This window comes from Nonomuraea fuscirosea (assembly GCF_035917475.1).
Taxonomy (GTDB): Bacteria; Actinomycetota; Actinomycetes; order Streptosporangiales; family Streptosporangiaceae; genus Nonomuraea; species Nonomuraea fuscirosea.
Genome location: NZ_CP109074.1, coordinates 8,392,259 through 8,418,842, shown reverse-complemented (window position 1 = coordinate 8,418,842; position 26,584 = coordinate 8,392,259). Strand labels below are relative to the sequence as shown.

Genomic DNA, 26,584 nt, shown 5'->3' with positions numbered 1-26,584 from the left:
CAGAAGGGAGAGCACGGAAAAAATCTACAGCCCGTTCCGGCCGATGACGTCCCGGTACCAGAGCGCGCTGTCCTTGGGCACCCGGGTCTGCGTGGCGTAGTCGACGTGCACGATGCCGAACCTGCGCCGGTAGCCCTCGGCCCACTCGAAGTTGTCGAGCAGCGACCACACCAGGTATCCGCGCAGGTCGGCGCCCGCCTCGATGGCCCTGTGCACCTCGCGCAGGTGCCCGTCCAGGTAGGCCACCCGGTCGTCGTCGTGGACGCGCCCGCCCTCCACGACGTCGTCGAAGGCGGCGCCGTTCTCGGTCACCATGAGGCCGACCCGCGGATAGTCCTCGGAGAGCCGGACGAGCAGCCGGGACAGGCCGTCGGGGACGATCGGCCAGCCCATCGCGGTCGTCGGCGCGTCCACGGCGGCGAACTTGACGTCCTCCGAGCCCGGCCACGCGGCGTCGGCGGGCAGCCCGGGGCCCGACTCGACCACGCACGGGTTGTAGTAGTTGATACCGATCAGGTCGATGGGGACGTTGATCAGCTCCAGGTCGCCGTCCTGGATGTGATCGGTCCCGCCGTTGCGTCCGGCGGCCGCCAGCACCTCCTCCGGGTACGTGCCGTACACGGCCGGGTCGAGGAACTGCCGGGTGAGCAGCGCGTGGATGCGTCGGGTGGCCGCCGCGTCGGCCTCACTGGGCACCGCGGCAGGGTCGTTGACCTGGGCCGGGGTGAGCACGGGCGCGGAGTTGACCACCAGCATGATGCTGCGCGCGCCCGCCTCGCGCAGCCGCCGCGCCGCCAGCCCGTGGCCGAGCATCAGGTGATGCGCCGAGCGCATCGCGTCGGCCGGGTCGCGCCGGCCCGGCGCGTGCACGCCGTTGCCGTAGCCGAGGAAGGCGGCCACCCACGGCTCGTTCAGCGTCGTCCAGTCGGAGACCCGATCGCCGAGCTTGTCATGGACGGCCTGGGCGTAGTCGGCGAAGCGGTAGGCGGTGTCACGGTTGGTCCAGCCGCCGCGGTCCTCCTGCGCCTGGGGCAGATCCCAGTGATAAAGGGTGACATATGGCGAAATTTGGGCGGCCAGGAGCTCGTCCACGAGCCGGTCGTAGAACGCCAGACCCCGGGGGTTGATCGGGCCTTCGCCGTCGGGCTGGATGCGCGGCCACGCCACGGAGAACCGGTAGGCCCCCAGCCGCAGCTCCCGCATCAGCCCGATGTCGTCCCGGTAGCGGTGGTAGTGGTCGCAGGCCACGTCGCCGTTGTCGCCGTCGGCCACGTTCCCGGGAGTGTGGCAGAAGGTGTCCCAGATCGACTGGCCCCGCCCGTCCTCCTTGACCGCCCCCTCGATCTGATAGGAGGCCGTCGCGGCTCCCCAGACGAAGTCCTCGGGAAAAATCATCCCTTAACAGCTCCTTGCATGATTCCACCGATGATTTGCTTGCCGAACAGGGCGAACACGGCCACGAGCGGCAAGGTCCCGATCGCGGTGCCCGCCAGGCCGAGCACGTAGTCGTTGACGTACCCGCTGGCCAAGGTCGACAGCGCCACCTGGACGGTCGGATTGTCCGGGGTCAGCACGACCAGCGGCCAGAAGTAGTCGTTCCAGGCCGACATGAACGTCAGCATGCCCAGCACCGCCGCCGCCGGCCGCGCGGTCGGCAGCACGACGTGCCAGAACAGCCCCCACGTGCTGCACCCGTCCACCCGGCCCGCCTCCAGGAGCTCGTTCGGCAGCGCGCGGGTGAGGTATTGGGTCATGAAGAACACGCCGAACGCGTTGACCAGCGCCGGCACGATCAGCGCGTAGTTCGTGCCGGTCCACTCCAGCTTCACCATGAGCATGTAGAGCGGGATGATGCCGAGCTGCGCCGGGACCATCATGGTCGCGACGGTGATCACGAGCATGACGTTCTTGCCCCTGAACCTCAGCTTGGCGAAGGCGAACCCGGCCAGCGTCGAGAAGAACATCACCGCGATCGAGATCGACCCGGCCACGACGACCGAGTTGACCAGCGCGAGCCCGAAGGGGACGGTGTCGAAGACCCGGGCCACGTTGGCGAAGAAGTTCCCGCCCGGGAGCAGCGGCGGCGGCACCTCGGCCAGCGCGGAGTTGTGTCTGGAGGCCACCACGACGCTGTAGTAGAGCGGGAAGGCCGAGAAGAAGGCCACCGCGGTCAGGGTCAGGTAACGCAGCTTCACACCAGACCGCCCTTCACCTTGCGGGTGATCAGGAAGTTGATCCCGGCGACGATCACCACGGCCACGAACATCAGCCACGACGCCGCGGAGGCGTAGCCGAAGTCGAACGTCGAGTTCGCGAAGCCCTGCTCGTAGACGAACAGCGCCAGGGTCTGGAACTGCCGGTCGGGGCCGCCCGTGGCGACGCCGCCACCGCCGCCGCTGCTCTGCCCGAACAGCAGGGGCTCGGCGATGATCTGCATCGCGCCGATCGTGGAGACGATGACCACGAAGATCATCGTCGGCCGGATCATCGGGATCGTGATCCGGCGCAGCTGGGTGAAGTTGCTCGCGCCGTCGAGGGTGGCCGCCTCGTACAGCTCACGCGGTACGGCCTGCATGGCCGCCAGGAAGATCAGCGCGTTGTACCCGGTCCAGCGCCACATGATCATCACCGACAGCGCGATGTGCGAGGTGGCCGTGCCCGCCGCCCAGTCGATGTTCCCGGCCCCGAACCAGGACAGGATCCAGTTGATCATGCCGAAGTCGCGGCCGAAAAGCTGGCTGAAGATCACCACCACCGCCACCACGCTCGTGACGTTGGGCAGCAGCAGCGCGACCCGGAACAGCGTCTGGAAGCGCAGCCGCCGGTTCAGCAGGTGCGCCAGCCAGATGGCCAGCGCGAGCTGCGGCACGGTCGACAACACGCCGATGGACAGGGTGTTGAAGGTGGCGTTCCAGAAGTAGCCGTCGGCGAGCAGCGTCGTGTAGTTGGCCGCCCCGATGAACTCCTGCGTCTCCGACAGCAGGGTCCACTCGTGCAGGCTCACCCAGGCCGTGAAGAGCAGCGGGAACAGGCCGAAGGCGCAGAACAGCAGGAAGAACGGGGCCACGTAGGCGTACGGCGACACCCTCATGTCGAGGGTGTGCCGCACCCCGCGCCTACGCCGTCGCGACACCGCGAGGGGAAGGGTGCTCATTTGATCTTCTTGACGTCCTCGAGCACCTGCGCCCACGCCTCGTCCGGCGACTGCTTGCCCTGCTCGACCCGGCCGAGGCCGTTACCGATGGCCGTGCGGACGTCGGCCTCCTTCGGGCCGAGGTGCTGCGGCTTGAGCGCCTTGGCGGCGTCGGAGTAGATCTTGCCGATGGGGGCGTCGCCGAAGAACGGCTTGGTGAAGTTCTGGATGGACGGGTCGTCGTACAGCGACGGAATCGACGGGAAGGTCCCCTCCTCCTTGAACACCTTGGCCTGGTTGTCCTTGGAGGTGAGGAAGTCGATCAGCTTGGCCGCCTCCTTCGGGTGCTTGCTCTGCTTGGGCACCATCAGGTGCGAGCCGCCGCTGTTGCCCGAGCCGCCGGGCACGGCCGCGATGTCCCACTTGCCGGAGGCGTCCTTGGCCTGCTCCTGGATGAAGCCGGTCATCCAGGCCGGGCAGATGATCGTGGCGAACGAGCCCTTGGCGAAGCCGGTGTTCCACGGGGGCGAGAAGGCCGCCAGCTTGGCGGTCAGGCCCTCCTGGGTGAGCCGGTTCGACAGGTCCCAGGCCTTCTTCACCTCGGGGTTGCTGTCCACGATGATGTTGTCCTGGGCGTCGTACAGGCCGACGGGCGCCTGGTTGACCATGGCGCGCAGGATCTCACCGGGGGAGTCCACGAACTTGGCGCCGGCCACGTTCGCCCCGGCGAACTTCTTGCCGGTCTCGATGTACTGCTCCCACGTCGGCCAGAGCGCCGCGACCTCCGTGCGGTCCTCGGGCAGCCCGGCCTTCTTGAACAGGTCCTTGCGGTAACACATGGCCAGGCCGCCCACGTCCGTGCCGAGGCCGAGGACCTGCGTGCCGTCCTTGCTCAGGCCCTGCTGCCACTTCCAGTCGAGGTAGTCGGCCTGCCGCTTGTCCAGCCCGTACTGCTTGAGGTCGGTGAACTTGCCCGGCTGGGCGGTGAACGTGCTGATGTAGCCGACCTCGACCGCCGCGACGTCCCCCGCGCCGGCGTTCGTGGCCAGCCGCTTGACCAGGTTGCTGTGGTGGTCGTTGAACTGCGTGACGTTCTCGACGATCTCGACGTTCGGGTGCGTCTTCTTGTACTCCTCGTAGAGCGGCTTGAAGCCGAAGTCGCCGAACAGGTCGACGGTCAGTTTGATCTTCTCTCCGGGCTTGGCGCTCGACTCGGCGGCGGTGCTGCCACCGCCGCCGCCGCCGCACGCGGTCGCCAGGGCGAGGACGGACGCGGTGAGCACGGGCAGGCCGAGCCGCCGGATGCGAGGGGTCATGGAAACCCTCCATGGTTGCTGCTTGGGGGATGGTTGAGAGAGCGCTCTCTCACGAGATTGTTGGAGCTCACATGCTTCTGTCAACGGGTGTTAAATAACGATCCGAATTCTTGAGAGAGCGCGTTCTCTGCCGCGATCAGCCGGTGAGCGCGCGCCCGGCCATCCGGGCGTACATGCGGCCGGGACTCGGGGCCTGGTCCAGGAAGCCGGGCAGCATGGGCAGATCGACCGCGAAGGGGTCGAGGCGCTCGTACAGCTCGTTGGCGTCGGCGGGGCGGTCGTCCGGCTTCTTCTCCAGCAACTGCGCCAGCAGCGCGCCCAGCGGCTCCGGCAGCCCTGGTATGGTCGGCGGGCGCTCCTTGACCTGCTGCTCGAAGACCACGTAGTCGGTGGGGCCGGTGAAGAGCTGGCGGCCGGTCAGCATCTCGTGCAGCACGCAGCCGAGCGAGTACAGGTCGCTGCGCGGCTCGGCCACGCCGTGCTGGATCTGCTCGGGCGCCATGTACGCCGGCGTGCCCAGGATCTGCCCGATCCGGGTGAACGTGGTGACGTCCGCGTCCCGCAGCATGGCCAGGCCGAAGTCCAGCACCTTCACGCTGCCGTCCGGGCAGAGCATGAGGTTGGTCGGCTTGAGGTCCCGGTGGCAGATCGCCAGGGCGTGCGCCGCCGACAGCACCGCGCACGCCTGGGCCGCGATGGCCGCCGCCCACGGCACGGGCAGCGGCCCGTGCTCGTGCACCACGTCGGCCACCGTGACGCCCTGGATGAACTGCATCACCTGGAAGAGCCGCTGCTCGTGGGTGCCGAAGTCGTAGAGCACGGGCGCGCCCGGGTGCTCCAGCCTGGCCAGGATGCGCGCCTCGCGGATGAACCTGCGCTCCAGCTCCTGATCGGGCCCGCTGGGCAGCCGCAGCAGCTTCACCGCGACCCGCCGGTCGAGGTGGCGGTCGTGACCCGCGTAGACCGCGCCCATGCCGCCCTGCCCGAGAGGAAGGTCGTCGAGCACATAGCGGTCGCCGATGACCATTACCGTCCCTCCCGCAGCCTTCCGGGAAAAACTACACCGTCGGACGGCTGAGCCCGCCTCATAAAGGAGGGTGAATCCTGTGCTGAGCGGCGGCGTGCGGCGTCCTGAGCCTCTCTCACGGGGCCCCGTGGGCGGGCGGGTGGAGGTGGCCGTCGGCCAGGCCGTCGAGACCGAGTCTGATGAGCGTCTGGCCCAGCGTCGAGGTCTCGCGGATGGCGTCGTCGAGCACCGCCAGTTGCCGGAACGCCTCGCCGTACGCCTTCTGCTCCTTCAGCGACAGCCGGGGCAGCCGGGTGCGGCGCACGTCGAACCGGCTGGAGCCGGTCGTCACCCGCCCGCCGGCCGCCCGCAGGAAGCCGGCCAGGAAGTCGGGGTCGAGCCGGCGGCCGTCGACCCGGTAGAGGGTCAGGTGCGGGCCGAGCACCGCCCCGCCGCCGTCCTCCATCACGCGTACGGCGGAGTAGGAGGCCACCACGTCGCCGGGCCGGATCGCGACCAGCCCCTGCTGCACGGTGGTCGAGCCGGACGGCGCGCCGCCGGTGAAGACGTCGTCGGCGGTCAGCACCGGCACGTCGCCCCCGTCGGCGGCCATCTTGGGCGGGGCCTGCGACGTGCTGACCAGCCCTTCCTTGATCAGGTCACCCAGCGTGGTGGCGGGCTGGTCCAGCGGCTGCTCCAGCACCTTGAGGTCGGGCGGCACGGCGGTGGCGGCGAGGAAACGGTCGCGCGCCTCGGCGAACGCCCGCCCGAGGTCGTCGCGCCGCTGGTGCCGGGCCGGGGTCATGTCGACCTCGTCGGCCAGCAGGTCGATGATGCGCACGGTCTGATCGGACCGTTCCTCCAGGTATGCCTGCCAGGCCGGCTGCACCACCGAAAGGTCGGCCGTGGCGTCGAGGATCAGCACCTCGGACGGCGGCCGGTCGCCCGCCGCCGGGCGGCGCAGCAGCCACAGGTCGGAGCCGGGCAGCGCCACGACCGCGCGCAGCGTGCCCGCGCGCAGCAGGTTGGCCCGGATGCGGCGGCCCGCCTTGCGGCTGGCGGCGGCCGGGGGCATCAGGATGGCGACCAGGCCGCGCGGCTTGACGTGGGTGAGGCAGTGCTGCACCCAGGCCAGCTCGGGCTCGCCGCGGGGTGGCAGGCCGTACTCCCAGCGCGGGTCGCCGGTCAGCTCCTCGTAGCCCCAGGCCCGCTCGTTGAACGGCGGATCGCACACGACCGCGTCGGCCCGCTCGCCGGCGAAGCCGTCGTGCCGCATGGCGTCGCCGGCCACGACTTCGGCCGTGATGCCGCGCAGCCGCAGCCTGGCGGCGGCGATGGCGGCCGAGGTCTCGCTGAGCTCCTGGCCGAGCACCCGCGCCGCGCCGGCGGGGGAGAGCAGCAGCGTGCCGACGCCGCAGGCCGGGTCGAACAGGGTCGCGCCGTCGGCGCTCACGAGCCGGACCATCAGCGCGGCGACATCCTCGCGGGTGATGGACAGCTGCCGGGAGTGGGCTTCGAGATAGCGCTCACACAGGAACTCGTACGCGGCCCGCGCGCCGTGCTGCTCGCCGAGTTCGACCACGAGCCCGGCCAGCTCGGGATCCAGCTCACCGGCCACGCGCGGATCGCGGGCGCCCGGCGCGTCCTCACGTGGCGCAGCGCCGTCGTCGTCGGCGGCGCTCGCGGCGGCATCGGCCCTGGTCAGCAGGGCTCCGGCCTGGGCCACCAGCTCGCCCAGCCGCAAATCGCCCGCGGCTTTCAGGCGTTGCCACACCCGATCTCCCAGGGAGACCTGGTAGGACTTCCCATAGCGCCGCAGCCACGACTCGACCTGCCGCAGGGAGAACAGCGGCTGGTTGGCGGTGCCGCCGATGGGCTGGGGGAAGTCGTCGTGGCGACGGCGCCAGTTGCTCACCGCGGCACGCCCGACACCGGCGAGCCGGGCGATGTCCCCGGCATTGACGGTCGGGTCGTGGCTCATGGAGCCCACAGTAGTTCACAAGAGTCTTCAGCGCATCTGCTTGTGAAGTCTTTCAACCAATGATTTACTGCTGGGTATGAAGCACAACATCCGCTATGCCGCCGGATCAGACGTGGGCCGTCGCAGGGAGCAGAACGAGGATTCTGGCTATGCGAGCGGCCGGTTGCTCGTGGTGGCTGACGGGATGGGTGGACACGCGGCCGGCGAGCTGGCGAGCTCGGCGGCGATCGCCGTCATGCGCGAGCTGGATGCCACGCTTCCCGAGACGGGCTCCGACCTGGAGGCGGCGCTGGAGGGCGCCGTGCACGAGGCGGCCCGCAGGCTGGTCGAGCTGGCCGACATCGACCCCGCGCGCAGGGGGATGGGGACCACGGTGACCGCCATGCTGTGGGACGGCTACCGGTTCGCCCTGGCTCATCTCGGTGACTCCCGCGGATACTTGCTTCGCGATGGTGCGCTCTACCAGATGACCAAGGATCACACACTTGTGCAGTCGATGGTGGACGAAGGACGGATAACGGAGGATCAGGCCGCCGTGCACCCCCGTCGCTCCATGGTGCTGCGCGTGCTGGGCAGCGAGGGCAGGGCGGAGCCGGACATGGCGCTGCGCGAAGCCGAGCCTGATGATCGCTACCTCCTCTGCTCCGACGGGCTCACGACCGTACTCGGGCCCGAGGTCCTGCACGAGGTGCTGACCACGGTGGCAGACCCGGTCGCGGCCGTCCAGCGCCTGATCGATCTGGCCAACGAGGGCGGCTCGCCGGACAACGTGACCGTGGTCGTGGCCGACGTGGTCGCGCCGGGCACGGGGGACGCGGGCATCTTCCGCGTGGGCGCGGGCGCCTGACCATCGTCGTAGCCCGCCACACCAGCCCCAGCCATCACTTAGGCGAAATTTCGTCTCATAGCAAGACAACTTCAGAATGACGCGCGCACTTTCCCGACGGCGCTATTACAGTCCATCGTGATTTGTCGGTTTTCTGGGAGGAGTCACCCTGGACCCGATCGCGGACGAGCTGCTGAAGACGGTGCGGCAGGAACTCGGTTACAAGGAGAAGAGCAGCCAGTTCACCAAGTTCGGCCAGTGGTACGCGGATCGCGTCCAAGACCCCCAGTATCGTGACGCGCCCTGGTGCGACATGTTCCTTGCCTGGGCCGCGAACAAGTCCGGCCTGTCCGACTACGTCGGCGAGTTCGCCTGGACGCCCTCCCACGCGGCCTGGTTCATCCAGCAGGGCGCCTGGTCGCAGAAGCCCGAGCCGGGGGCGCTGGTCTTCTACGACTGGCGCGGCGGCAAGAGCTACAAGGGCATCGACCACGTCGGGGTGGTCGAGCGCGTCAGCGGCAAGAAGATCCACACCATCGAGGCGAACGTCGACCGCGTCTGGCTCAAGCGCAAGACCAGGGAGACGGACAAGGTCGTCGGGTACGGCTTACCACGCGTGGTCAAGGCCAACGCCGAGAAGCTGGGCGACATCCGCTCGACCGAGCGCCCGTTCGCGTCGCCGCCGCCCGCGCAGGTCGGGCAGGGCTCGCCGCTGGACGTCTTAGGCACGCCGCCCGCGCTGCTCGCCGCCATGGTGATCATGACCATCGTGCTCTCCCTGCGCGTCTCGGGCCGCCGCCGCGGCAACCACCGCCGCCTCAGCTGGGCCTGGCCGCTGCGCCGCCTCACCCCGCCCGCGCAGCCGCCGTCCGGCGCGAAGGTTCCGTCCCCCAGAAACCCGCTCACCCCACCCGCCGCCGACACCGCGAAACCACCCCGCGAGAAGGCATCGGCCCGCCAGAAGGCTCCGCCTCGCGAACAGACGCCGGCCCGCCAGAAGGCGGCCGCCCGCGAGAAGGCTCCGGCGCAGGAGAAGGCGGCGGCCTCCGAGAAGCCCGGTCGTCCGGTCAGGAGCCGGGTGCCGGCCGGTTCGGGCGGTTCCGCCACCAAGCACCCCACCACGTCGCGACGCAGACCGTACGAACGGGACTGACCGTCAGGCCGTCAGCTCGATCACCGTCTTGACGTCGTGCTCGGCGGGCTCGAACGCCTCCAGGCCGCGCGTCAGCGGCACCCGCCGCGTGATCAGCCGTTCCAGCCAGGCCAGCTCCGCCTTGGCCAGCGCCGCCGCCGCGTCGCGGAAGTGCCGCAGGTTCCCGTTCACCGTGCCGAGGATGACGTCGTTCTCCAGCACGATGTCCCGGTTGATCACGCCGGCGTCCACCCGGTGCGACCGCCCGCCGGGCGAGAGCCCGCACAGGCAGACGATGCCCACGGCGGCGGTGGTGGTCATGGAGTCGATGACGAGCGGCCCCGCACCCGTGCACTCGATGATGATGTCCGGCTTGGCGTCGGCGAACTCCCGCAGCGACGAGCCGGAGTGGTACGTCCCGCCCATGGCCTCCACCAGGCTCGACTTGAGCCCGGGGCCGGCCCGGTCGAGGACGTGCACCTCCAGCCCGCGCTGGCGCCCGAGCAGCGCCGCCAGCAGCCCGATCGGCCCGGCGCCGGTGACCAGCAGCGTGCGCGGCTCGAACCAGGACCGCGCGCCGATCCGTTCGATCTGCTCCCACGCCTTGGCGACCACCGACGCGGGCTCGACCAGCACGCCGACGCTCTCCAGCGAGCGGTCCACCTTCACGGCGTAGGCGGCCTCGACCGTCCAGCGCTCGCTGCCGAACCCGTCGAGCTCCTTGATGCCGCGCTCGGTGTAGCCGCCGTTGCGGCACATGTCGAACTCGCCCCGCCCGCAGGCTCCGCACGGCACCGGGTCGGGGCGGCGGACGACGCCGACCACGAGATCCCCTGGCGAGAACGCGGACCCGTCAGGGGCTTCGAGCACCCGGCCGAGCGACTCGTGGCCGATGACCATGCGCCCCTCGCCCGGCGGCGGCCAGCCGTAGTCGGCGGCGACCAGCTCCCTGTCGGTCCCGCAGATGCCGAGGGCCAGGCCCTCGACGAGCAGCTCACCCTGACCCGGCCGCGGGTCGGGCACCTCCAGCACGTCGAGCGTGCCTTTACTCCCCGGTACGAACGTCAGCGCGCGCATCGCCGCCACCTCCTCGCCAGGGCCCTACCCACGCTGCCCCCGTCAACCTCGCTCTTGGGAAATAGTAGGACGTCCTAGTATCTTCGTAGGTGAAGCCTCCACGAAGGAGTGATCAGGCGTGCACGTCCCGCGACACCCCGTCCGTTTCGTGACCGCCGCGGCCCTGTTCGACGGGCATGACGCGGCGATCAACATCATGCGGCGCATCCTCCAGTCCCAGGGTGCCGAGGTCATCCACCTCGGGCACAACCGGTCGGTCGACGAGATCGTCACCGCCGCGATCCAGGAGGACGTCCAGGGGGTGGCGATCAGCTCCTACCAGGGTGGGCACGTGGAGTTCTTCACCTACCTGGTGGACCTGCTGCGCGAGCGCGGCGCGGGCCACGTGAAGGTGTACGGCGGCGGCGGGGGCGTGATCGTCCCCGAGGAGATCGAGCTGCTGCACTCGCGCGGCGTCACCCGGATCTTCTCGCCCGAGGACGGCCAGCGCTACGGCCTGCCCGGCATGATCAACAAGCTGATCGAGGAGTGCGACGCCGAGCTGGACGACCCGCCCTCCGTGGAGGCCGTGGTCTCGGGCGACCAGGCGGCGCTGGCCCGCGCGATCACCCTGATCGAGAGCGGCCGCGCCCCCGCCGAGCTGCTGGCCGGCCTGGCCACGGAGCGGCGCGCGCCCGTCCTCGGCATCACCGGCACCGGCGGCTCGGGCAAGTCCTCGCTCACCGACGAGCTGGTCCGCAGGTTCCGGGTGGACAACGACGACAAACTGCGCATCGCGATCATCGCCATCGACCCGACCCGCAGGCGCGGCGGCGGCGCGCTGCTCGGCGACCGCATCAGGATGAACAGCCTGGGCCCCCAGACCTACTTCCGCTCCCTGGCCACCAGGGGCGCGGCCAACGAGGTGCCCGCCTGCCTCGACGACGTGATCAACGCCTGCCGCGCGGCGGGCTACGACCTGGTGATCGTGGAGACGCCCGGCATCGGCCAGGGCGACGCGGGCATCGTGCCGCACGTGGACGTGCCCATCTACGTGATGACGCCCGAGTTCGGGGCGGCCTCCCAGCTGGAGAAGATCGACATGCTCGACTTCGCCGAGGCCGTGGTGATCAACAAGTACGAGCGGCGCGGCGCCGAGGACGCCCTGCGCGACGTGCGCCGCCAGCTCGTCCGCAACCGCGAGGCGTTCGGCGTCTCACCCGACGACATGCCGGTCTTCGGCACCATCGCCGCCCGCTTCAACGACGCCGGGGTCACCGCCCTCTACCACCACCTCAAGCCCCTCCTCCCGACCGGCGCGAGCCCCGGCCTGCTGGCGCCGGTCCAGGGCCGCACCTCGCAGGCGTCGGCCGCCATCGTCCCGCCCGCCAGGGTGCGCTACCTGGCCGACATCGCCGAGACCGTGCGCGGCTACCACGCCGAGACGCTGGCCCAGGCCGAGGTGGCCCGCCGCCGCCAGCAGCTGGCCGCCGTACGCGACCTGCTCAGCGAGGAGGGCGCGCGGGAGGCCGCCCGCGTCGAGGGTGAGCTGTCGGAGGAGAGCCGCGCGCTGCTCGACGGCTGGCCCGCCGTCAAGGAGCGCTACCGCGCGGACGAGCTGGTCGTGAAGGTACGCGACCGCGAGATCCACACCCCGCTCTGGCGCGAGACGCTGTCCGGCAACCGCATCCCCCGGGTGGCCCTGCCCCGCTACACCGACCACGGCGACCTGCTGCGCTTCCTGCGCTCGGAGAACCTGCCGGGGATGTTCCCGTTCACCGCCGGGGTGTTCCCGTTCAAGCGCGACGACGAGGATCCGACCAGGATGTTCGCCGGCGAGGGCGACCCCTTCCGCACCAACAGGCGCTTCAAGCTGCTGTCCGAGGGACAGCCCGCGACCAGGCTGTCCACCGCGTTCGACTCGGTCACGCTGTACGGTAACGACCCCGACCTGCGCCCCGACATCTACGGCAAGGTCGGCACCTCGGGCGTCTCGATCGCCACGCTCGACGACATGAAGGTGCTCTACGACGGGTTCGACCTGGCCGCGCCGAACACGTCGGTGTCGATGACGATCAACGGCCCGGCCCCCACGATCCTGGCCTTCTACCTCAACGCCGCCGTCGACCAGGCCGTCGACCGCTTCCGCGGCGAGCAGGGCCGCGACCCCGACGAGGCCGAGGCACGCGAGCTGCGCGCCCGCACGCTGGCCACGGTCAGGGGCACGGTGCAGGCCGACATCCTCAAGGAGGACCAGGGGCAGAACACCTGCATCTTCTCCACGGAGTTCAGCCTGCGGATGATGGCCGACATCCAGGAGTGGTTCATCGCCAACGGGGTCAGGAACTTCTACTCGGTCTCGATCTCCGGCTACCACATCGCCGAGGCCGGGGCCAATCCGATCAGCCAGCTCGCGTTCACGCTGGCCAACGGCTTCACCTACGTGGAGGCGTACCTGGCCAGAGGCATGAAGATCGACGACTTCGCGCCGAACCTGTCGTTCTTCTTCTCCAACGGCATGGACCCCGAGTACAGCGTGCTCGGACGGGTGGCCCGCCGGATCTGGGCGGTGGCGATGCGCGAGCGCTACGGCGCGGGCGAGCGCTCGCAGAAGCTGAAGTACCACGTCCAGACCTCGGGCCGGTCCCTGCACGCCCAGGAGATGAACTTCAACGACATCCGCACCACCCTCCAGGCCCTGATCGCCGTCTACGACAACTGCAACAGCCTGCACACCAACGCCTTCGACGAGGCCGTGACCACTCCCTCGGCCGACTCGGTGCGCCGCGCCATGGCCATCCAGCTCATCATCAACCGCGAGTGGGGGCTGGCCAGGAACGAGAACCCGCTGCAGGGCGCGTTCATCATCGAGGAGCTCACCGACCTGGTGGAGGAGGCGGTGCTGAGCGAGTTCGAACGGCTGTCGGACCGGGGCGGCGTGCTCGGCGCGATGGAGACGGGCTACCAGCGCGGCAAGATCCAGGACGAGTCCATGCTGTACGAGATGCGCAAGCACGACGGCTCGCTGCCGATCGTCGGCGTCAACACCTTCCGCAACCCGCGCGGCGAGGACGAGGCCGAGCCGCACCAGGTGGAGCTGGCCAGGGGCACCGAGGAGGAGAAGCGCTCGCAGCTCGACCGGCTGCACGCCTTCCACGAGCGCAACCGCTCGGAGGCGCCAGCCGAGCTGGCCCGGCTGCGGGACGTGGCGATGTCGGACGGGAACGCGTTCGAGGTGCTGATGGAGGCGGCCAGGGTCTGCTCGCTCGGCCAGATCACCGACGCCCTCTTCGAGGCGGGCGGCCAGTACCGCCGCAACGTCTGACCGAGCCGGGTGCCGTGACGGGTCCGGACATGGGACGCCGATAGGATCACGGTTCTGGGGAAATTCCGTATTCTGGAGGATTTCATGTCCGACGTCACTCTCAGGGGTAACCCGATCACGGTCGGCGGCACCTTCCCGAAGCCCGGCGACAGCGCGCCGGCCTTCCGTCTCGTGGGCTCCGACCTGTCCGATCGCTCGCTCGACGACTTCGGTCAGAAGACCAAGGTCCTCAACATCTTCCCGAGCGTCGACACCGGCGTCTGCGCCGCCTCGGTGCGCCGCTTCAACCAGGTGGCCGGTGAGCACCCCGACGTGGCCGTGCTCTGCGTCTCGGCGGACCTGCCCTTCGCCCAGGGCCGGTTCTGCGGCGCCGAGGGCCTGGAGAACGTGACCATGCTCTCGCTCATGCGCGGCCGCGAGTTCCTCGCCGACTACGGCGTGGCCCAGGAGTCGGGGCCGATGGTCGGGCTGGCCGCCCGCGCGGTGGTCGTGCTCGACGGCGACAACAAGGTGATCTATTCGGAGCTGGTGCCCGAGATCTCCCAGGAGCCCGACTACGACAGCGCGCTGTCCGCCCTCAAGTGAGCCGCCCTCAAGCGAGCCACTGCTGAGCGAGCCACTGCTGAGCGAGCCACTGCTGAGCGAGCCGCCCGCGTCCGTCGCGGGCGGCGGCTCAGCCCTTGATGCCCACGCCGCACAGGGCGAGCGACGACTGCGGGCCCGCGGCGAAGTCCACCACGTCCGGCAGATCGGGCCGCCACTGCGGTAACCACACCAGACCCGGGTCCACCAGCTCGAACCCCTCGAACAGCTCGCCGATCCGGGCACGGTCGCGCACGGTGAGCGGCAGGCCGGCGCTCCGGTAGACCTCGGTGCACCGCTCGACCGCCGCCGGCCGGGCCTCGCTGGTGCCGTGGGACATGACCAGGAAGCTCCCGGGCGCCATGGCCGCACGCAGCGCCGCGATGATCTCGCCGGGCCGTTCGGAGTCGGTGATGTGGTGCATGACCGCCACCAGCAGCACCCCCACCGGACGGCTGAAGTCGATCGCCCCCAGCACGGCGGGATCGCGCAGGATCGCCTCCGGCCCGCGCAGATCGCCCTCGACGACGGTCGTGCCGCCCTGGCCCTCCAGCAGCGCGCGGGCGTGCACCAGCACCACCGGATCGTGGTCGACGTAGACCACCCTGGCGCCGGGATCGACCCCCTGCGCGACCTCGTGCACGTTGCCCGGCCCCGGCAGGCCGGTGCCGAGGTCGAGGAACTGGGTGATGCCGCTCCCGGCCAGATGGCGCACCGCCCGGCCGAGAAACGCCCGGTTGGCCCGCGCCGCCGCGGGTAACTCGGGAGCCACCTCCAGGATCTTCTCCGCCGCCGCGCGGTCGGCCGCGAAGTTGTCCTTCCCGCCGAGGAAGTAGTCGTAGAGCCTGGCCACGCTGGGCGTGCTGGGATCGAAGCCGAGTGACTCCCGCTCCAACCGTGGTCCCCCGATCAACGAGTTAACGATCTTTGGCCAGGAGTCTACGGACGCCGACCGACATTCGCAGGATCTAGGCTGCTTACGTGGACGACCTCGGCGTGCCCGTGCAGATCCCCGAGACCGTGAGCCGGATCGTGTCCCTGGTGCCGTCGCTGACCGAGTCGGTCGCGGCGACCCTGCCGGGGGCGCTGGTGGGCGCGACCGACTGGTGCTCGCACCCGGCCGATCTCGACGTGGCCAGGGTCAGGGGCACCAAGAACCCCGACCTCGACGCGATCAGGCGGCTGCGGCCCGACGTGGTGCTGGCCAACGCCGAGGAGAACCGCGCGCCCGACATCGAGGCCCTGCGGGAGTCGGGGATCGCGGTGTGGGTGACGAAGATCGAGACGGTGGCGGAGGCGTTCGCGTCGCTGGAGCGCATGTTCGCCCTCGCCTGCCGGGCCGAGCCGCCCGGATGGCTGGCGGCGGCGCGGGAGGCGTGGCGGGCGCCGTACGAGGGGGCGCGGCGGACGGCGATCGTGCCGATCTGGCGGCGGCCGTGGATGGTCGTGGGCCGCGACACGTTCACCGGCGACGTGCTGCGCCGGCTCGGCGTGGACAACCTGTACGCCGGCCATCCCGAGCGCTACCCGAAGGTCCCGCTCGCCGAGCTGACCTCACGCCGCCCCGACCTGGTGGTGCTGCCCGACGAACCCTACGCCTTCAGCGCGACCGACGGCCCCGAGTCGTTCCCCGGCCTGACCTGCGCTCCCGTCAGCGGCCGGCTCCTCACCTGGTACGGCCCCTCCCTCGTGCACGCCCCCGAGAGCCTGCGCCACGCCCTCGCCTGACCGAGACGCGGGGCCAGGCCGACTAGGGTCGCGGCCGGGCGCGTCCAGGCCGCGGTCAGCTCGCCGCGTCGGACCTGGCGGCCAGGGCGGCGTCCACGGAGGCGGGGGACAGGACGTGCTCCATGACGATCACCGCCATCCCCACGATCCCCGCCCGATCCCCGAGCGAGCTGGTGACGATCTCCAGGTTCCTGGTCGTGTACGGCAGGCTGCGCCGGTAGACGACCTCCCTGATGCCCGTCAGGTAGTGCTCCCTGGTCTGCGCCATGTCCCCGGCCAGCACCAGCACGCCCGGGTTGAGCAGGCTGACCGCCGTGGCCAGCACGACCCCCAGCGTGCGCCCGGCCTCCTGGACCCGCGCGATGGCCCCGGGGTCGCCCGCGTGCACGAGCCGGACCACGTCGCGGCTGGAGGTCATGCCGAGATCGGTGGCCAGAGCGTGACCGCTGGCCAGCGAGGCCACGCAGCCGCGCGAGCCGCAGGTGCAGACCCGGTCGTCGGTCTCGCGCAGCCGGACGTGCCCGATGTTGCCGGCCGCCTCCTCGACGCCGCGGTAGATCTGGCCGTCGAGGACGATGCCGGTGCCGATGCCGGTGGAGACCTTGATCAGGATCAGCGAGTCGGTGCCGCGCCAGGACGACCACCACTCGCCCAGCGCCATCGCGTTGGCGTCGTTCTCCACCAGGATCGGCACGTCGAACATGGAGCCGACGGCCTCGCCCACCGGATGGTCGTCCCAGCCGGGCATCAGGAACGACCTGATCACCCGCCCGGTGGCGTGGTCGACGGAGCCGGGCAGGTCGAGGCCGACCCCGCACACGTCGCCTGCCGGCCGCCCGGCCCGGTCGAGCATCCGCTGAAACGCCTCCCGCACCCACGACAGCACGGCGTCAGGGCCGAGTTCGATGCGCATCTCGGCGCGTTCCTCGGCCATCGGCCGGGCGGCCAGGTCGGTGAGCGCCACCCTGGCGTGACTGGCGCCCAGGTCGGCGACCAGCAGCAGGCGCCTGGTGGCGTCCACGTCGAGCACGGACGGCGGCCGCCCGCCCCCGGAGACGCCCACGCCGGACTCGTGGATGTAGCCGGCGTCGATGAGCCGGTCGACCCGGTCGGTGATGGTCGACCGGGACAGACCGGTGTACTCGATCAGTTCCTTGCGGGTACGGCAGGTGCCTTTGCGGATCAGCTGGAGGATCTGCCCTGCCGTCAGCATGGTCTATCCCTTCTCCGCTCCTGCGGTGAGGCCCTCCGTCAGCAGGCGCTCGCCGGCGAAGAACACGATCACGATGGGCAGCGTGAGCACCACCGATCCAGCCATCAGGACCGTCGTCGGGATCTCGATGCTCCCCGCCAGCTGAGAGAGCCCCAGGGACACGGTCCAGCTCTCCCGGCTCTCCACCAGGAAGAGCAGGGCGAACAGGAACTCGTTCCACGCGATCATGAACGCGTAGAGGCCGGTGGCCATCAGCGCGGGCTTGGACAGCGGCAGCACCACGCGCCAGATGGTCGACAACCTCGTGCACCCATCGATCGCGGCCGCTTCCTCCACGCTTCGCGGCACGGTCTCGAAGTAGTTGCGGAGCATGTATACCGTGACGGGCACCGTTTGCGCGATATACACGAGGATCAATCCGATCAGCGAACCGCGCAGCCCGATCATGGTGAAGAGCACGAACAGCGGGATGGCCAGCACGATCGCCGGGAAGAGGTACACCGCCAGGAACAGGAAGTGAACCTGGCGCCGGCCGAAGAACCGCAGCCGCGCGACCGCGTACGCGCCCGGGATCGAGATCAGCAGCGTGACCGCCACCGAGGCGACCGCGACGATCGCGCTGTTGCGCAGGAAGGTCAAGAAGCCCTGCTTGGTCAGCACGTTCACGTACGTGTCCAGGGTGAAGGCGCTCGGCCAGAACGAGCCGGGGTCCAGGATGAGCTCCTGGATGTCGCGTACCGACAGCATCACCATGTAGAGGAACGGGAACGCGGTGATCAGGACGAGGAACGCGATCACCAGCGGCTTGAGCACCTTGAGCAGGGCCCGCTCGAACCTATCCCTGCTCACGTTCGCCTCCCGCGAAGAATCTGAGGTAGACGGCCAGGAAGACCACCAGGAAGATCGCCAGCACGATCGCCTGCGCCGCCGAGGCGCCGATGTCGTCGCGCGAGGTGAGGAAGTTGTAGACCCGCACGCTGACCACCTCGGTGCCGGCGCCGCCGCCGGTCAGCAGGTAGACGTCGTCGAACTTGGTGAAGGTGAACACGAAGCGCAGCACCGACAGCAGCGCGATGATCCGCCAGAGCTGCGGCATGATCACGTACCGGAAGCGCTGGGTGGGCGTGGCGCCGTCGACCACCGCCGCCTCGTCCAGCTCGGCCGGCAGCGCCTGCAGCCTGGCCAGGATGAACAGGAACGCGAACGGGAAATACCGCCACGCCTCGAACGCGATCACCGTGAGCAGCGCCACCGGCACCTCGATGCCCAGGAACTCGCCCCTGGCCTGGGTGAGGAAGGCGATCGGCTCCGCCAGCCAGGTGTTGACGATGCCGTACTGCGGGTTGAGCATCGTCTCCCACAGAAACGTCACCGCCACCACCGGGGCCACGTACGGGATCAGGATCGAGGCCCTGACCAGGGTCCTGCCCCGGAACCTGTCCCGCAGCGCGAGCGCGGTCACCAGCCCGATCACGATCGACAACGCGGTCCCCGCGACGGTGTAGACGAGCGTGTTGACCAGCGACGTCCAGAAGCCCGGCTCGGACATCACGTACGTGAAGTTCTCCAGCGTGTAGTGGCCGAAGATGCCGACCCTTCGGATGTTGATCAGCCGCGCGTCCTGGAACGCCAGCATGATCGCCCACAGCAGCGGCAGCACCACCACGACCAGCGTGATGACCAGCGTCGGCGAGATGAGCACCAGCCCAGCCCGCGCCTCTTGCTGCCGCAAAGTGCGGCTGGTCGGGGCGCCTGACTTCACTGCCGGATCCCGCGCTTGATGGACTCGACGTCGGTCTTGGCCTGGGTGGCGGCGGCCTGGGGGGTCAGGGAGCCGTCGACGACCATGCTGAGCGCCTTGGGCACGGGCAGCTCACCCATCGTGGCGCCGACCAGCTTGCCCTGCCCCTGCGGGATGCCCCACCTGGCGAAGGTGTCGGGGCTCTTGCGCAGGGCTTCGAGCACGTCGGCCGGGTAGACGTCGGCCAGCGGCTTCTTGGTGTCGACCCCGGCGGGCAGTTTGTTCCACTTGTCGTCGAAGCCCTTACGGGTGGGGAACTTGCCCTCGGGGGCCATGCCGATCCAGCGCTCGTAGCCCTCGTTCATCAGGTAGGAGACGAACTTGCTCGCCGGTTCGGTGGCGGCGCCGTTCGTGATCGCCCAGGAGACGATCTCGCCGTATTGTGCGGGCGCGCCGCCGTCGGGCCCCTTGAGCGCGGTGACGACGCCGGTGTTCTCGGCCAGCCACTCGGGGTTCGCGCGGCACTCCTGGCAGCTCGGCAGCGCGTCCTTACGCAGCCCGGCCATCTCGTCGAGGATGAACGACGACCAGATCATCATGGCCGCCTTACCGGAGAAGTAGGTGGCCCTGGTGGTGTCGACGTCCTGCTTGCCCTTGACGGAGTAGTCGCGCGCCAGCTTCGCATAGAACTCGAACGCCTTCGCACACTGTGGCGTCCCAAGGGCGACATTTCCGGAATTGTCGACGAGCTGGCAGCCGTTCGCCAGCGCCACGTGCTCGAAGCTCTGCGCCGTGAACGAGTCCTTCGGCGCGATCGCCAGCGTGATGCCCGCGACCCCGCCGGTGTTGAGCTTGGCGGCGGCCGCCTCCAGCGCCTCGTACGTGTCCGGCGGCTGCAGCCCGGCCTTCTCGAACAGGTCCTTGCGGTAGAGGATGAGCTGCGCCCACCCGTCGCTGGGCACCGCCAGCAGCTTGCCCCCCGAGGTGTCCAGCTCCAGCGCCCGGGGCGAGAACGTGTCACGGCCGAGCTGATCCACGATCCGGCCCGGGGTCTCGGTGTCGAGCAGGTCGTTGGCCTCCAGCTCGCGGATCGAGGCCAGCGGCAGCGCCCCGATCACGTCGGGCAGGTCGTCCGCGGCGGCGGCGGCCGTGATGGTCTGGCTGAACTGGTCCTCGGCCACGCCGACCAGCTTCACCTTGATCCCGGTCTTCTGAGTGAACTCGGAGATGATCGCGTTCTGCACGGCCATCCGGTCCTCGAGGTTCTCCTCGGTCCAGACCGTGATCTCGTTGCTCGCGGACGACTGCTCGCCACCGCCGCCGCCGCAGGCCGCCAGGGCGGCGGCCAGCAGCGTGGCGGAGAGGACGGCGGTTACCTTCGTCGGCATGGCGCGCTCCTCTGGTTGGGGATATGCCGCCCTTACCCCCGGACGAGATGACGCAACGTGCGATAGGCGATACCGAGACCGGTCTGTACCCTCTCCGTGCTGCCGCTCCACACGGCGTCCTCGTGCTCCACGGAGACGACCCCGTCGTAGCCTCCCTCGTGCAGCGCGTCGATCACCCGGGTCCAGTCGACCTGGCCGAGACCGGGCACGCGGAAGCGGTACCAGCCCTTCTCGCCGCTGATCGGGCCGTGGAAGCCGTACCGGTCGATCCTGCCCGGCAGGATCTGCGTGTCCTTGGCCTGCACGTGCGCGATGTTCCCTATGTACGGGGTCAGCGCCGCGACCGGGTCGATGCCCAGCGCCACCAGGTGCGAGGGGTCCCAGTTGAGCTTGAGCCCCAGGGTGAACATCCACTCCCACAGCTCGGGGGAGTAGGCCAGGTTGCCGGGATATCCGTCGGGATGCCAGCTCTTCATCACGCAGTTCTCGATCACGATCTCGACGCCGTGCCGGGTGGCGTACTCGACCAGCGGGCCGAAGACGTCGGCGGCCCGCTTGAGGTTGTCGTGCACGCTCAGCCCCGGGTCGCGGCCGACGAACGTGCCGACCGTGGGGCAGCCGAGCGCGGCGGCGGCGTCGACGCAGCGCCGTACGTGCGCGTTCACCTGCGGCCCTGCCTCAGGGTGCAGATTGTTCTCGTAGTACGCGATCGAGGAAAGCGTGAGTCCGCTCTCTGCGAAGATTCGCCCGACTCGCGAGCATTCGGCGTCGTCGAAACGATCTACTCTGATGTGATTTCGGTCATCCGGAGAGGGCCAGCCGGCGACCTCGAGCGCCTCGAAACCCCGGCTGGCAGCCCAGTGTGCAATGTCGGTAAGGTCGCTTTCCGGAAGACACGCTGTCAGAAACCCCAATTTCATCAGTCACCTCCGACGGAAGTCGTAGACTTCAGAGTGTTATCAGCGCAACTATGGTGTGCAAACAAGTACTAAATCTTCTACTTTTGTTTGATCAAAACGCATAAGTGTGGGGAATGCGCGTCATCACCTTCCAAGAGCCAGGCCAAGTCCGCGTCAGCCTGGAGTCGCCCGCCGAACTGGTGGCGGGCACAGTGCGCGTGCGCACTCTCTATTCAGGAGTCTCAGCGGGCACCGAACTCACCGCCTATCGCGGTACAAATCCCTATCTCAGTCGCAAGTGGGACACCGAGCGACGGCTCTTCGTCGAGGGCCAGACTCATGCCTACCCGCTGGCCGGCTGGGGCTACCAGGAAGTCGGCGAGGTGGTGGAAGCAGCGCCCGATGTGGCCGACCCACCGGTCGGCAGCCTGGTGTGGGGCATCTGGGGCCACCGCGCCGAGGCCGTCGTGCCGGCGGACAAACTCGTCGGCCACGTCCTGCCGCCCGGCGCCGACCCCGTGACCGGCGTCTTCGCCCGGGTCGGCGCCATCGCGCTCAACGCGGTCCACGCCGCCGACATCCACCTGGGCGACCAGGTCGCGATCTTCGGTCAGGGCGTCATCGGGCTGCTGGCCACCCGGCTGGCCGTGCTCAGCGGCGCCCGCGTGGTCGCCGCCGACGGCATCGCCGACCGGCTGGAGCTGGCCAGGAAGTTCGGCGCCGCGGAGACGTTCGACATCGCCTCCGGCTCGGTGGCCGAGTTCATGCGCAAGCGCGTCGAGGGCGCCGACACCGCCATCGAGCTGAGCGGCAGCCACGCCGGGCTGCACGAGGCGATCAGGACCGTGCGCAAGGGCGGCCGGGTCGTCGCCGCCGGCTTCTACCAGGGCGACGGCATCGGGCTGCGGCTCGGCGAGGAGTTCCACCACAACCAGGTCCAGCTCGTCTCCTCCCAGATCGGCGGCGTCGCCTCGTGGCTGGCGCACCGGTGGGACGTCGAGCGCATGCAGCGCACGTTCATGGAGCTCGTGCACCGGGGAGAGGTCGACGCCCGCGAGCTCGTCAGCCACATCATGCCCCTCGACCGGGCCGCCGAGGCGTTCGACCTGATCGACAGGCACCAGTCCGAGGTGCTCCAGCTCGTCTTCGAATTTGAGGAGTCACAGTGAAGCTCGCCGTACAGGAGCAGCTTCTCCCCGGCCGTACCCTGCAGGAGAAGTACGCGTTCGCGCTCGATGCCGGATTCGACGCCATCGAACTGCGCGGCAAGGGAGACTTCCACTTCGCGGGGCGGCTCACCGAGCTGAAGCGGGCGCTGGCCGACGGCGTGGTGATGCCGACGGTGTGCGTGGACATGCCGCACTTCATCGGCGACTTCGACCCGGCCAAGCGCAAGGACGCCATCCAGCAGCTCCGCTCGCAGCTCACGGTGATCGCCGAGCTGGGCGGCATCGGCGTGATGACCCCCGCCTCCTGGGGTCAGTTCTCGCGCAGACTGCCGCCGTTCGAGCCGCCGCGCGGCCCGGAGGAGGACCGCGAGGTGCTGGCCGAGGCGCTGGGCATCCTCGGGGAGCACGCGCAGCGCAACGGCGTGCTGATCATGCTGGAGCCGCTCAACCGCTACGAGAACCACATGGTCAACACCCTGGCCGACGCGGTCTCCTACTGCGCGATGGACTCGATCAGGGTCGTCGGCGACACGTACCACATGAACATCGAGGAGGACGACCCCTGCCGGGCGCTGGTCGACGCGGCCCCCTACCTCGCCCACATGCAGATCAGCGAGTCCAACCGCAACCAGCCGGGCACCGGCCACCTCGACTGGGGCGCCGAGCTGGCCACGCTCGACGCCATCGGCTTCGACGGCTACCTCGCCCTCGAATGCCGCCTGCGGGGCGAACCCGAGATCGTCCTGCCGCAAACTGCCGCCTTCGTCAGGAAATATCTATGATCCTCCGCGACGCCGTGCGCGTCCTCGTGAGCAACTGGGACGGCGCGCACACGGTCCCCTCCCGTCGCCTCTACCCCCACCAGTGGAGCTGGGACTCCGCCTTCATCGCGATCGGCAACGCCCGCTGGTCGCCGCGCAGGGCCAGATCGGAGCTGCTGTCCCTGTTCGGCGCTCAGTGGGCGGACGGCCGGGTGCCGCACATCGTGTTCAACCCGCGGGTGCCGGCCGGCTCCTACTTTCCCGACCAGGGCTTCTGGCAGGCCAAGGCGCCCTCGGGGGCCGAGACCTCCGGCATCGTCCAGCCCCCCGTGCACGCGCTGGCCGCCTGGAAGACGCATCTGGCCGAGCCCGACACCGCGTTCCTGCGCCGGATCTACCCCCGGCTGGTGGCCCAGCAGGAGTTCCTGCGCCGTGACCGGCGCTCGCCGGAAGGGCTGATCTCGGTCGTGCACCCCTGGGAGTCGGGCATGGACAACAGCCCGGCGTGGGACCGGCCGCTGCGCGCTGTGCGGACCGGCGCGTCGGGGTTCACCCGTAGAGACCTCGACAGCGTCAGCGCCGACGAGCGGCCCACCGACCGCGACTACGCGCAGTACATCGAGCTCGCCACGGCCTACCGCGACTCCGGTTACACCGATCCCGGCGCGTTCGAGGTCGAGGATCCCCTGTTCAACGCCGCGTACGGGCTGGCCGAGTCCACCCTGGCCAAGATCGCGAACACGCTGGGCCTGGACGCGGAGCCGCACGAGCGCGAGGCCGAGGCGATCACCCTGGCCATGGTCGAGCACCTCTTCGACGGCGGCCTGTTCCAGGCCCGCGACGTGCGTACCGGCGAGCTGACCGACACGGCCAGCGCGGCCGGGCTGACACCGCTCATCCTGCCGGGGTTGCCCGCCGACGTGGCCGAGGTGCTGATCGCCACCGCGCTCGACCGGTTCCAGATCAAGGATCTGCCGCTGCCGAGCTATGCCCCGGACACTCCCGAGTTCGACCCCGCCCGTTACTGGCGCGGGCCGAGCTGGATCAATGTGAGCTGGCTCGTCTGGCAGGGGCTGAAGGACCGCCGCCCCGATCTGGCGGCGACCCTGGCCGACTCGGTGCTGAGCGCGGTGGTCAAGTCGGGGTTTCGCGAATACTTCGACCCGTACACGCTGCGCGGGCACGGCTGCCGTGATTTCAGCTGGTCAGCCGCCCTCGTCCTCGACATGGTCGCAGAGCACAGCCTGCACGGTCTGAAGCCGTCTGGCCGCGAGGCCGGTCAGAAAGTCTGGAGCATCGGCGAAACCCACCAGATCGGTGATCACGCGCTCACGTAGCAGCCTGCCGCGCTCCCTGAGCAGGCCGATGGTCTCGTGCGAGAGCCGCTCCCTGTCCCAGGCGTGCGCCAGGCCGCGCGGCACCCGGCCGATCTGGGCGCAGCGCACGGTCAGCCCGTTGTGGTGGAACTCCTCGCCGAGCCGCACCTCCTGCGCGCCCTCGGTGTAGAAGGCCAGGTCGACCAGGGTGCCCTGAGGGCGCAGCAGGCGCAGGCCGAGCGCCAGCGCCCTGGTCTGGCCACGGCACTGGAAGACCACGTCGGCGCCGCGGTCTCCCGGGCCGTGGCGCCAGCGGCGCTTGAGGTCCACCGCCGGGTCCTCGTCCGCGGCCATCGTGTCCGCGCCGAGCGCCGCGGCGATCTCCAGCCGCTCCGGGGTCTCGTCCACCACGACGACCTCGGCCGCGCCGCCGGAGAGTGCGAAGCAGGCTGTCAGCAGCCCGACGACGCCCGCGCCCACGACCGCCACCCGCCGCCCGCGCACGCCGTCGCCCAGGTGCCGCACGGCCGGGCCGTGCAGGTCGTGGGCGGCGTGCAGGAGACCGTTGGCGCAGATGGGGCCCATGTGGGCGACGTAGATGCCGAGGATGGGGTCGAGGTCGTCGGGCAGCTCGACGAACCGGTCGCTCATCGGATCGGCCACGTACGCGGTGCGGTGCCCGTAACACATGGCCACCAGCGAGCCCTCCCGCACGGCCCGCGTCCGCGTCTCGACCACCAGGCCGACCTGCATGTAGCCGATGCCGCGCACGGGATAGGACACCGACGGCTCCCCGTCGCGGAACAGCCCGAGCGCCGGGTCCCAGCTCGCGCCCAGGTAGGGGTTGGTGCCCTTGACGTAGGTCAGCTCGGTGCCGGCGGAGACGCCGCTGTGCGTGGTGGCGACCATGAACCCGCCCTCGGGCAGGTCGGGCAGCTTCTCCTCGATCAGGCGCACCTCGCCGGGCGCCTCGATGCTCAGCACTTCAGTCATGCAGGGTCACCGGCCTCCGTTCGGTGGCGGACCGCGCGAGCGCGAGCGCCACACGATGGGTGCGCAGCGCCTCACCGTACGGTACGCGGACATCGGCCGCCCTGCCCTGCACAGCGTTGATGAACTCCCGGTCCACCCTGGTCTTCGCCCGGCCGTCGTCCTCGATCGCGCGCTCGCCGTCCACGAGCAGCCGCGTCTCGCTGAGCTCGAGCGCGATCCCCTCCGCGCACACCTCCAGCCCCACCCGGTGCTTACGCGTCAGCAGGCAGGACGTGGCCAGCAGCCCGGAGGCGCCGCCGGCGAAGCGCATCACGGCGGAGGTGGCCCGGTCGACCTCACCGTCCACGCTGTCGCCCGCCGGCACCGCGTGCACCATCTCCACCTCGCCCACCAGGAGCCGCGCGAGGTCGAGCACGTGGACCGCCTGCTCGACGATCTGGCCGCCGGACATCTCCCGTTTCAGCCACCAGCCGACCGGGGGCACCTTGTCCAGCCAGTGGCCCAGCGCGAGGCGTACGGGACGGCCGGAGAGCAGGTCACGGGCCTGTTCGACGATGTCGAGATAACGCCAGTGGTGGCCGACGGCGGAGGGCAGAGATCTTCGCTCGATTTCGGTCGCGATTTTTTCTGCTGTTTGGAGGTCGAGTGAAAGGGGTTTCTCCACGAAAAGGGGGAGATTGCACGACAGAACATCATGCTCCGGGTTACCGTGCGCGAAAGGAGGCACACAGACGTAAACGGCATCGAGACCACCGGCACTGAGCAGGTCGGCATGGCCGCCATAGGCGGGGGAGCCGTGCTTCGAGGCCAGAGCCTCGGCCCTGTGGGGATCGGTGTCGGCGATTCCAGCGATCGTGACATCGGGGAAGCCGGACAGGACGTCTGCATGGCGAGCGGCGACATTTCCGGCACCTACGATGCCGACACGAGTCATTGGGGACACAACCCGGCATATGCCACGTCCAGGCGTAATCAAACAAACATGTTCGAGAGCCTGACCGGCGGGCAGAAGCCGTGAC

The 26,584-nt window shown here is 69.8% G+C and carries 22 protein-coding genes and 1 pseudogene; 8 read left to right on the top strand and 15 right to left on the bottom strand.

All coding sequences use genetic code 11. The features are described 5' to 3' along the window. Window positions 1–24 precede the first annotated feature (24 nt). From OIE67_RS38210 to OIE67_RS38185, 6 genes are all read right to left on the bottom strand, one after another. Window positions 25–1,395 (bottom strand): GH1 family beta-glucosidase, encoded by a 1,371-nt coding sequence (locus OIE67_RS38210; RefSeq protein WP_326629658.1) that lies wholly within the window; start codon window positions 1,393–1,395, stop codon window positions 25–27. Continuing rightward, window positions 1,392–2,195, bottom strand: coding sequence for a carbohydrate ABC transporter permease (locus OIE67_RS38205; RefSeq protein ID WP_106248073.1), 804 nt, complete (start codon window positions 2,193–2,195; stop codon window positions 1,392–1,394). The genes OIE67_RS38210 and OIE67_RS38205 overlap by 4 nt, the downstream gene beginning before the upstream one ends. Then, on the bottom strand, window positions 2,192–3,154 hold the full coding sequence (locus tag OIE67_RS38200; RefSeq protein WP_106248075.1) for a carbohydrate ABC transporter permease: 963 nt from the start codon (window positions 3,152–3,154) through the stop codon (window positions 2,192–2,194). The genes OIE67_RS38205 and OIE67_RS38200 overlap by 4 nt, the downstream gene beginning before the upstream one ends. Then, on the bottom strand, window positions 3,151–4,449 hold the full coding sequence (locus OIE67_RS38195; RefSeq protein ID WP_326629655.1) for an ABC transporter substrate-binding protein: 1,299 nt from the start codon (window positions 4,447–4,449) through the stop codon (window positions 3,151–3,153). The genes OIE67_RS38200 and OIE67_RS38195 overlap by 4 nt, the downstream gene beginning before the upstream one ends. Before the next feature lie 136 nt (window positions 4,450–4,585). Further along, a complete protein-coding gene (locus OIE67_RS38190) occupies window positions 4,586–5,476 on the bottom strand; it encodes a serine/threonine-protein kinase (protein WP_326629653.1) in 891 nt (296 codons plus the stop codon). 115 nt (window positions 5,477–5,591) lie between these two features. Further along, window positions 5,592–7,436 carry an N-6 DNA methylase gene (locus OIE67_RS38185; RefSeq protein ID WP_326629651.1) on the bottom strand — a complete coding sequence of 615 codons (1,845 nt, stop codon included), beginning with the start codon at window positions 7,434–7,436 and terminating at the stop codon, window positions 5,592–5,594. 76 nt (window positions 7,437–7,512) lie between these two features. On the opposite strand from OIE67_RS38185, the gene OIE67_RS38180 reads away from it, so the two are divergent. Next, window positions 7,513–8,283 (top strand): PP2C family protein-serine/threonine phosphatase, encoded by a 771-nt coding sequence (locus tag OIE67_RS38180; RefSeq protein WP_326629649.1) that lies wholly within the window; start codon window positions 7,513–7,515, stop codon window positions 8,281–8,283. A 181-nt stretch (window positions 8,284–8,464) separates the two neighbouring features. After that, a complete protein-coding gene (locus OIE67_RS38175) occupies window positions 8,465–9,415 on the top strand; it encodes a CHAP domain-containing protein (RefSeq protein ID WP_326629647.1) in 951 nt (316 codons plus the stop codon). Between the two features lie 3 nt (window positions 9,416–9,418). Here the strand turns inward: OIE67_RS38175 and OIE67_RS38170 are convergent, their stop codons facing one another. Beyond that, window positions 9,419–10,471 carry a glucose 1-dehydrogenase gene (locus tag OIE67_RS38170; RefSeq protein ID WP_326629646.1) on the bottom strand — a complete coding sequence of 351 codons (1,053 nt, stop codon included), beginning with the start codon at window positions 10,469–10,471 and terminating at the stop codon, window positions 9,419–9,421. Window positions 10,472–10,589: 118 nt separating this feature from the next. Between OIE67_RS38170 and icmF the strand changes: the two genes are divergently transcribed. Next, complete coding sequence (icmF, locus tag OIE67_RS38165; RefSeq protein WP_326629644.1) at window positions 10,590–13,775, top strand: fused isobutyryl-CoA mutase/GTPase IcmF; 3,186 nt, start codon at window positions 10,590–10,592, stop codon at window positions 13,773–13,775. A gap of 84 nt (window positions 13,776–13,859) precedes the next feature. After that, window positions 13,860–14,360, top strand: a complete 501-nt coding sequence (gene tpx, locus OIE67_RS38160) for a thiol peroxidase (protein WP_106248088.1) — start codon at window positions 13,860–13,862, stop codon at window positions 14,358–14,360. An 88-nt stretch (window positions 14,361–14,448) separates the two neighbouring features. Here the strand turns inward: tpx and OIE67_RS38155 are convergent, their stop codons facing one another. Then, the gene (locus OIE67_RS38155; protein WP_326629640.1) at window positions 14,449–15,270 is read right to left on the bottom strand and encodes an SAM-dependent methyltransferase; all 822 of its coding nucleotides are present in this window, start codon (window positions 15,268–15,270) and stop codon (window positions 14,449–14,451) included. A 68-nt stretch (window positions 15,271–15,338) separates the two neighbouring features. Here OIE67_RS38155 and OIE67_RS38150 point away from each other — a divergent pair, with 68 nt between their 5' ends. After that, window positions 15,339–16,085 carry a helical backbone metal receptor gene (locus OIE67_RS38150; RefSeq protein WP_326629638.1) on the top strand — a complete coding sequence of 249 codons (747 nt, stop codon included), beginning with the start codon at window positions 15,339–15,341 and terminating at the stop codon, window positions 16,083–16,085. A gap of 55 nt (window positions 16,086–16,140) precedes the next feature. Here the strand turns inward: OIE67_RS38150 and OIE67_RS38145 are convergent, their stop codons facing one another. Genes OIE67_RS38145 through OIE67_RS38125 form a run of 5 tightly spaced genes read right to left on the bottom strand, consistent with a single transcriptional unit; the run spans window position 16,141 to window position 21,347 of the window. After that, the gene (locus OIE67_RS38145) at window positions 16,141–17,298 is read right to left on the bottom strand and encodes an ROK family transcriptional regulator (RefSeq protein ID WP_326629636.1); all 1,158 of its coding nucleotides are present in this window, start codon (window positions 17,296–17,298) and stop codon (window positions 16,141–16,143) included. Window positions 17,299–17,301: 3 nt separating this feature from the next. Next, the gene (locus tag OIE67_RS38140) at window positions 17,302–18,147 is read right to left on the bottom strand and encodes a carbohydrate ABC transporter permease (RefSeq protein WP_326629634.1); all 846 of its coding nucleotides are present in this window, start codon (window positions 18,145–18,147) and stop codon (window positions 17,302–17,304) included. Beyond that, on the bottom strand, window positions 18,134–19,060 hold the full coding sequence (locus OIE67_RS38135) for a carbohydrate ABC transporter permease (RefSeq protein WP_326629632.1): 927 nt from the start codon (window positions 19,058–19,060) through the stop codon (window positions 18,134–18,136). Before OIE67_RS38135 ends, OIE67_RS38140 begins: the two co-directional genes overlap by 14 nt. Next, a complete protein-coding gene (locus OIE67_RS38130) occupies window positions 19,057–20,427 on the bottom strand; it encodes an ABC transporter substrate-binding protein (RefSeq protein WP_326629630.1) in 1,371 nt (456 codons plus the stop codon). The genes OIE67_RS38135 and OIE67_RS38130 overlap by 4 nt, the downstream gene beginning before the upstream one ends. A gap of 32 nt (window positions 20,428–20,459) precedes the next feature. Next, the gene (locus OIE67_RS38125; RefSeq protein ID WP_106248098.1) at window positions 20,460–21,347 is read right to left on the bottom strand and encodes a sugar phosphate isomerase/epimerase family protein; all 888 of its coding nucleotides are present in this window, start codon (window positions 21,345–21,347) and stop codon (window positions 20,460–20,462) included. 113 nt (window positions 21,348–21,460) lie between these two features. Here OIE67_RS38125 and OIE67_RS38120 point away from each other — a divergent pair, with 113 nt between their 5' ends. The 3 genes and pseudogenes from OIE67_RS38120 to OIE67_RS55625 all read left to right on the top strand — a co-directional run. Next, entirely contained in the window at window positions 21,461–22,495 is a 1,035-nt protein-coding gene (locus OIE67_RS38120) for a zinc-binding dehydrogenase (protein ID WP_326629628.1), read from the top strand. Beyond that, window positions 22,492–23,277, top strand: coding sequence for a sugar phosphate isomerase/epimerase family protein (locus tag OIE67_RS38115; protein ID WP_326629626.1), 786 nt, complete (start codon window positions 22,492–22,494; stop codon window positions 23,275–23,277). Before OIE67_RS38120 ends, OIE67_RS38115 begins: the two co-directional genes overlap by 4 nt. Further along, window positions 23,208–24,452: pseudogene (locus tag OIE67_RS55625) on the top strand (MGH1-like glycoside hydrolase domain-containing protein); the annotation flags it as partial. The gene OIE67_RS38115 and the pseudogene OIE67_RS55625, both read left to right, overlap by 70 nt. A gap of 9 nt (window positions 24,453–24,461) precedes the next feature. On the opposite strand, the gene OIE67_RS38110 reads toward OIE67_RS55625, so the two are convergent. Beyond that, window positions 24,462–25,565: a zinc-binding dehydrogenase gene (locus OIE67_RS38110; RefSeq protein ID WP_326629624.1), complete on the bottom strand. Its 1,104-nt coding sequence runs from the start codon at window positions 25,563–25,565 to the stop codon at window positions 24,462–24,464. After that, on the bottom strand, window positions 25,558–26,499 hold the full coding sequence (locus OIE67_RS38105; protein ID WP_106248105.1) for a Gfo/Idh/MocA family protein: 942 nt from the start codon (window positions 26,497–26,499) through the stop codon (window positions 25,558–25,560). Before OIE67_RS38105 ends, OIE67_RS38110 begins: the two co-directional genes overlap by 8 nt. Between the last annotated feature and the right edge of the window lie 85 nt (window positions 26,500–26,584).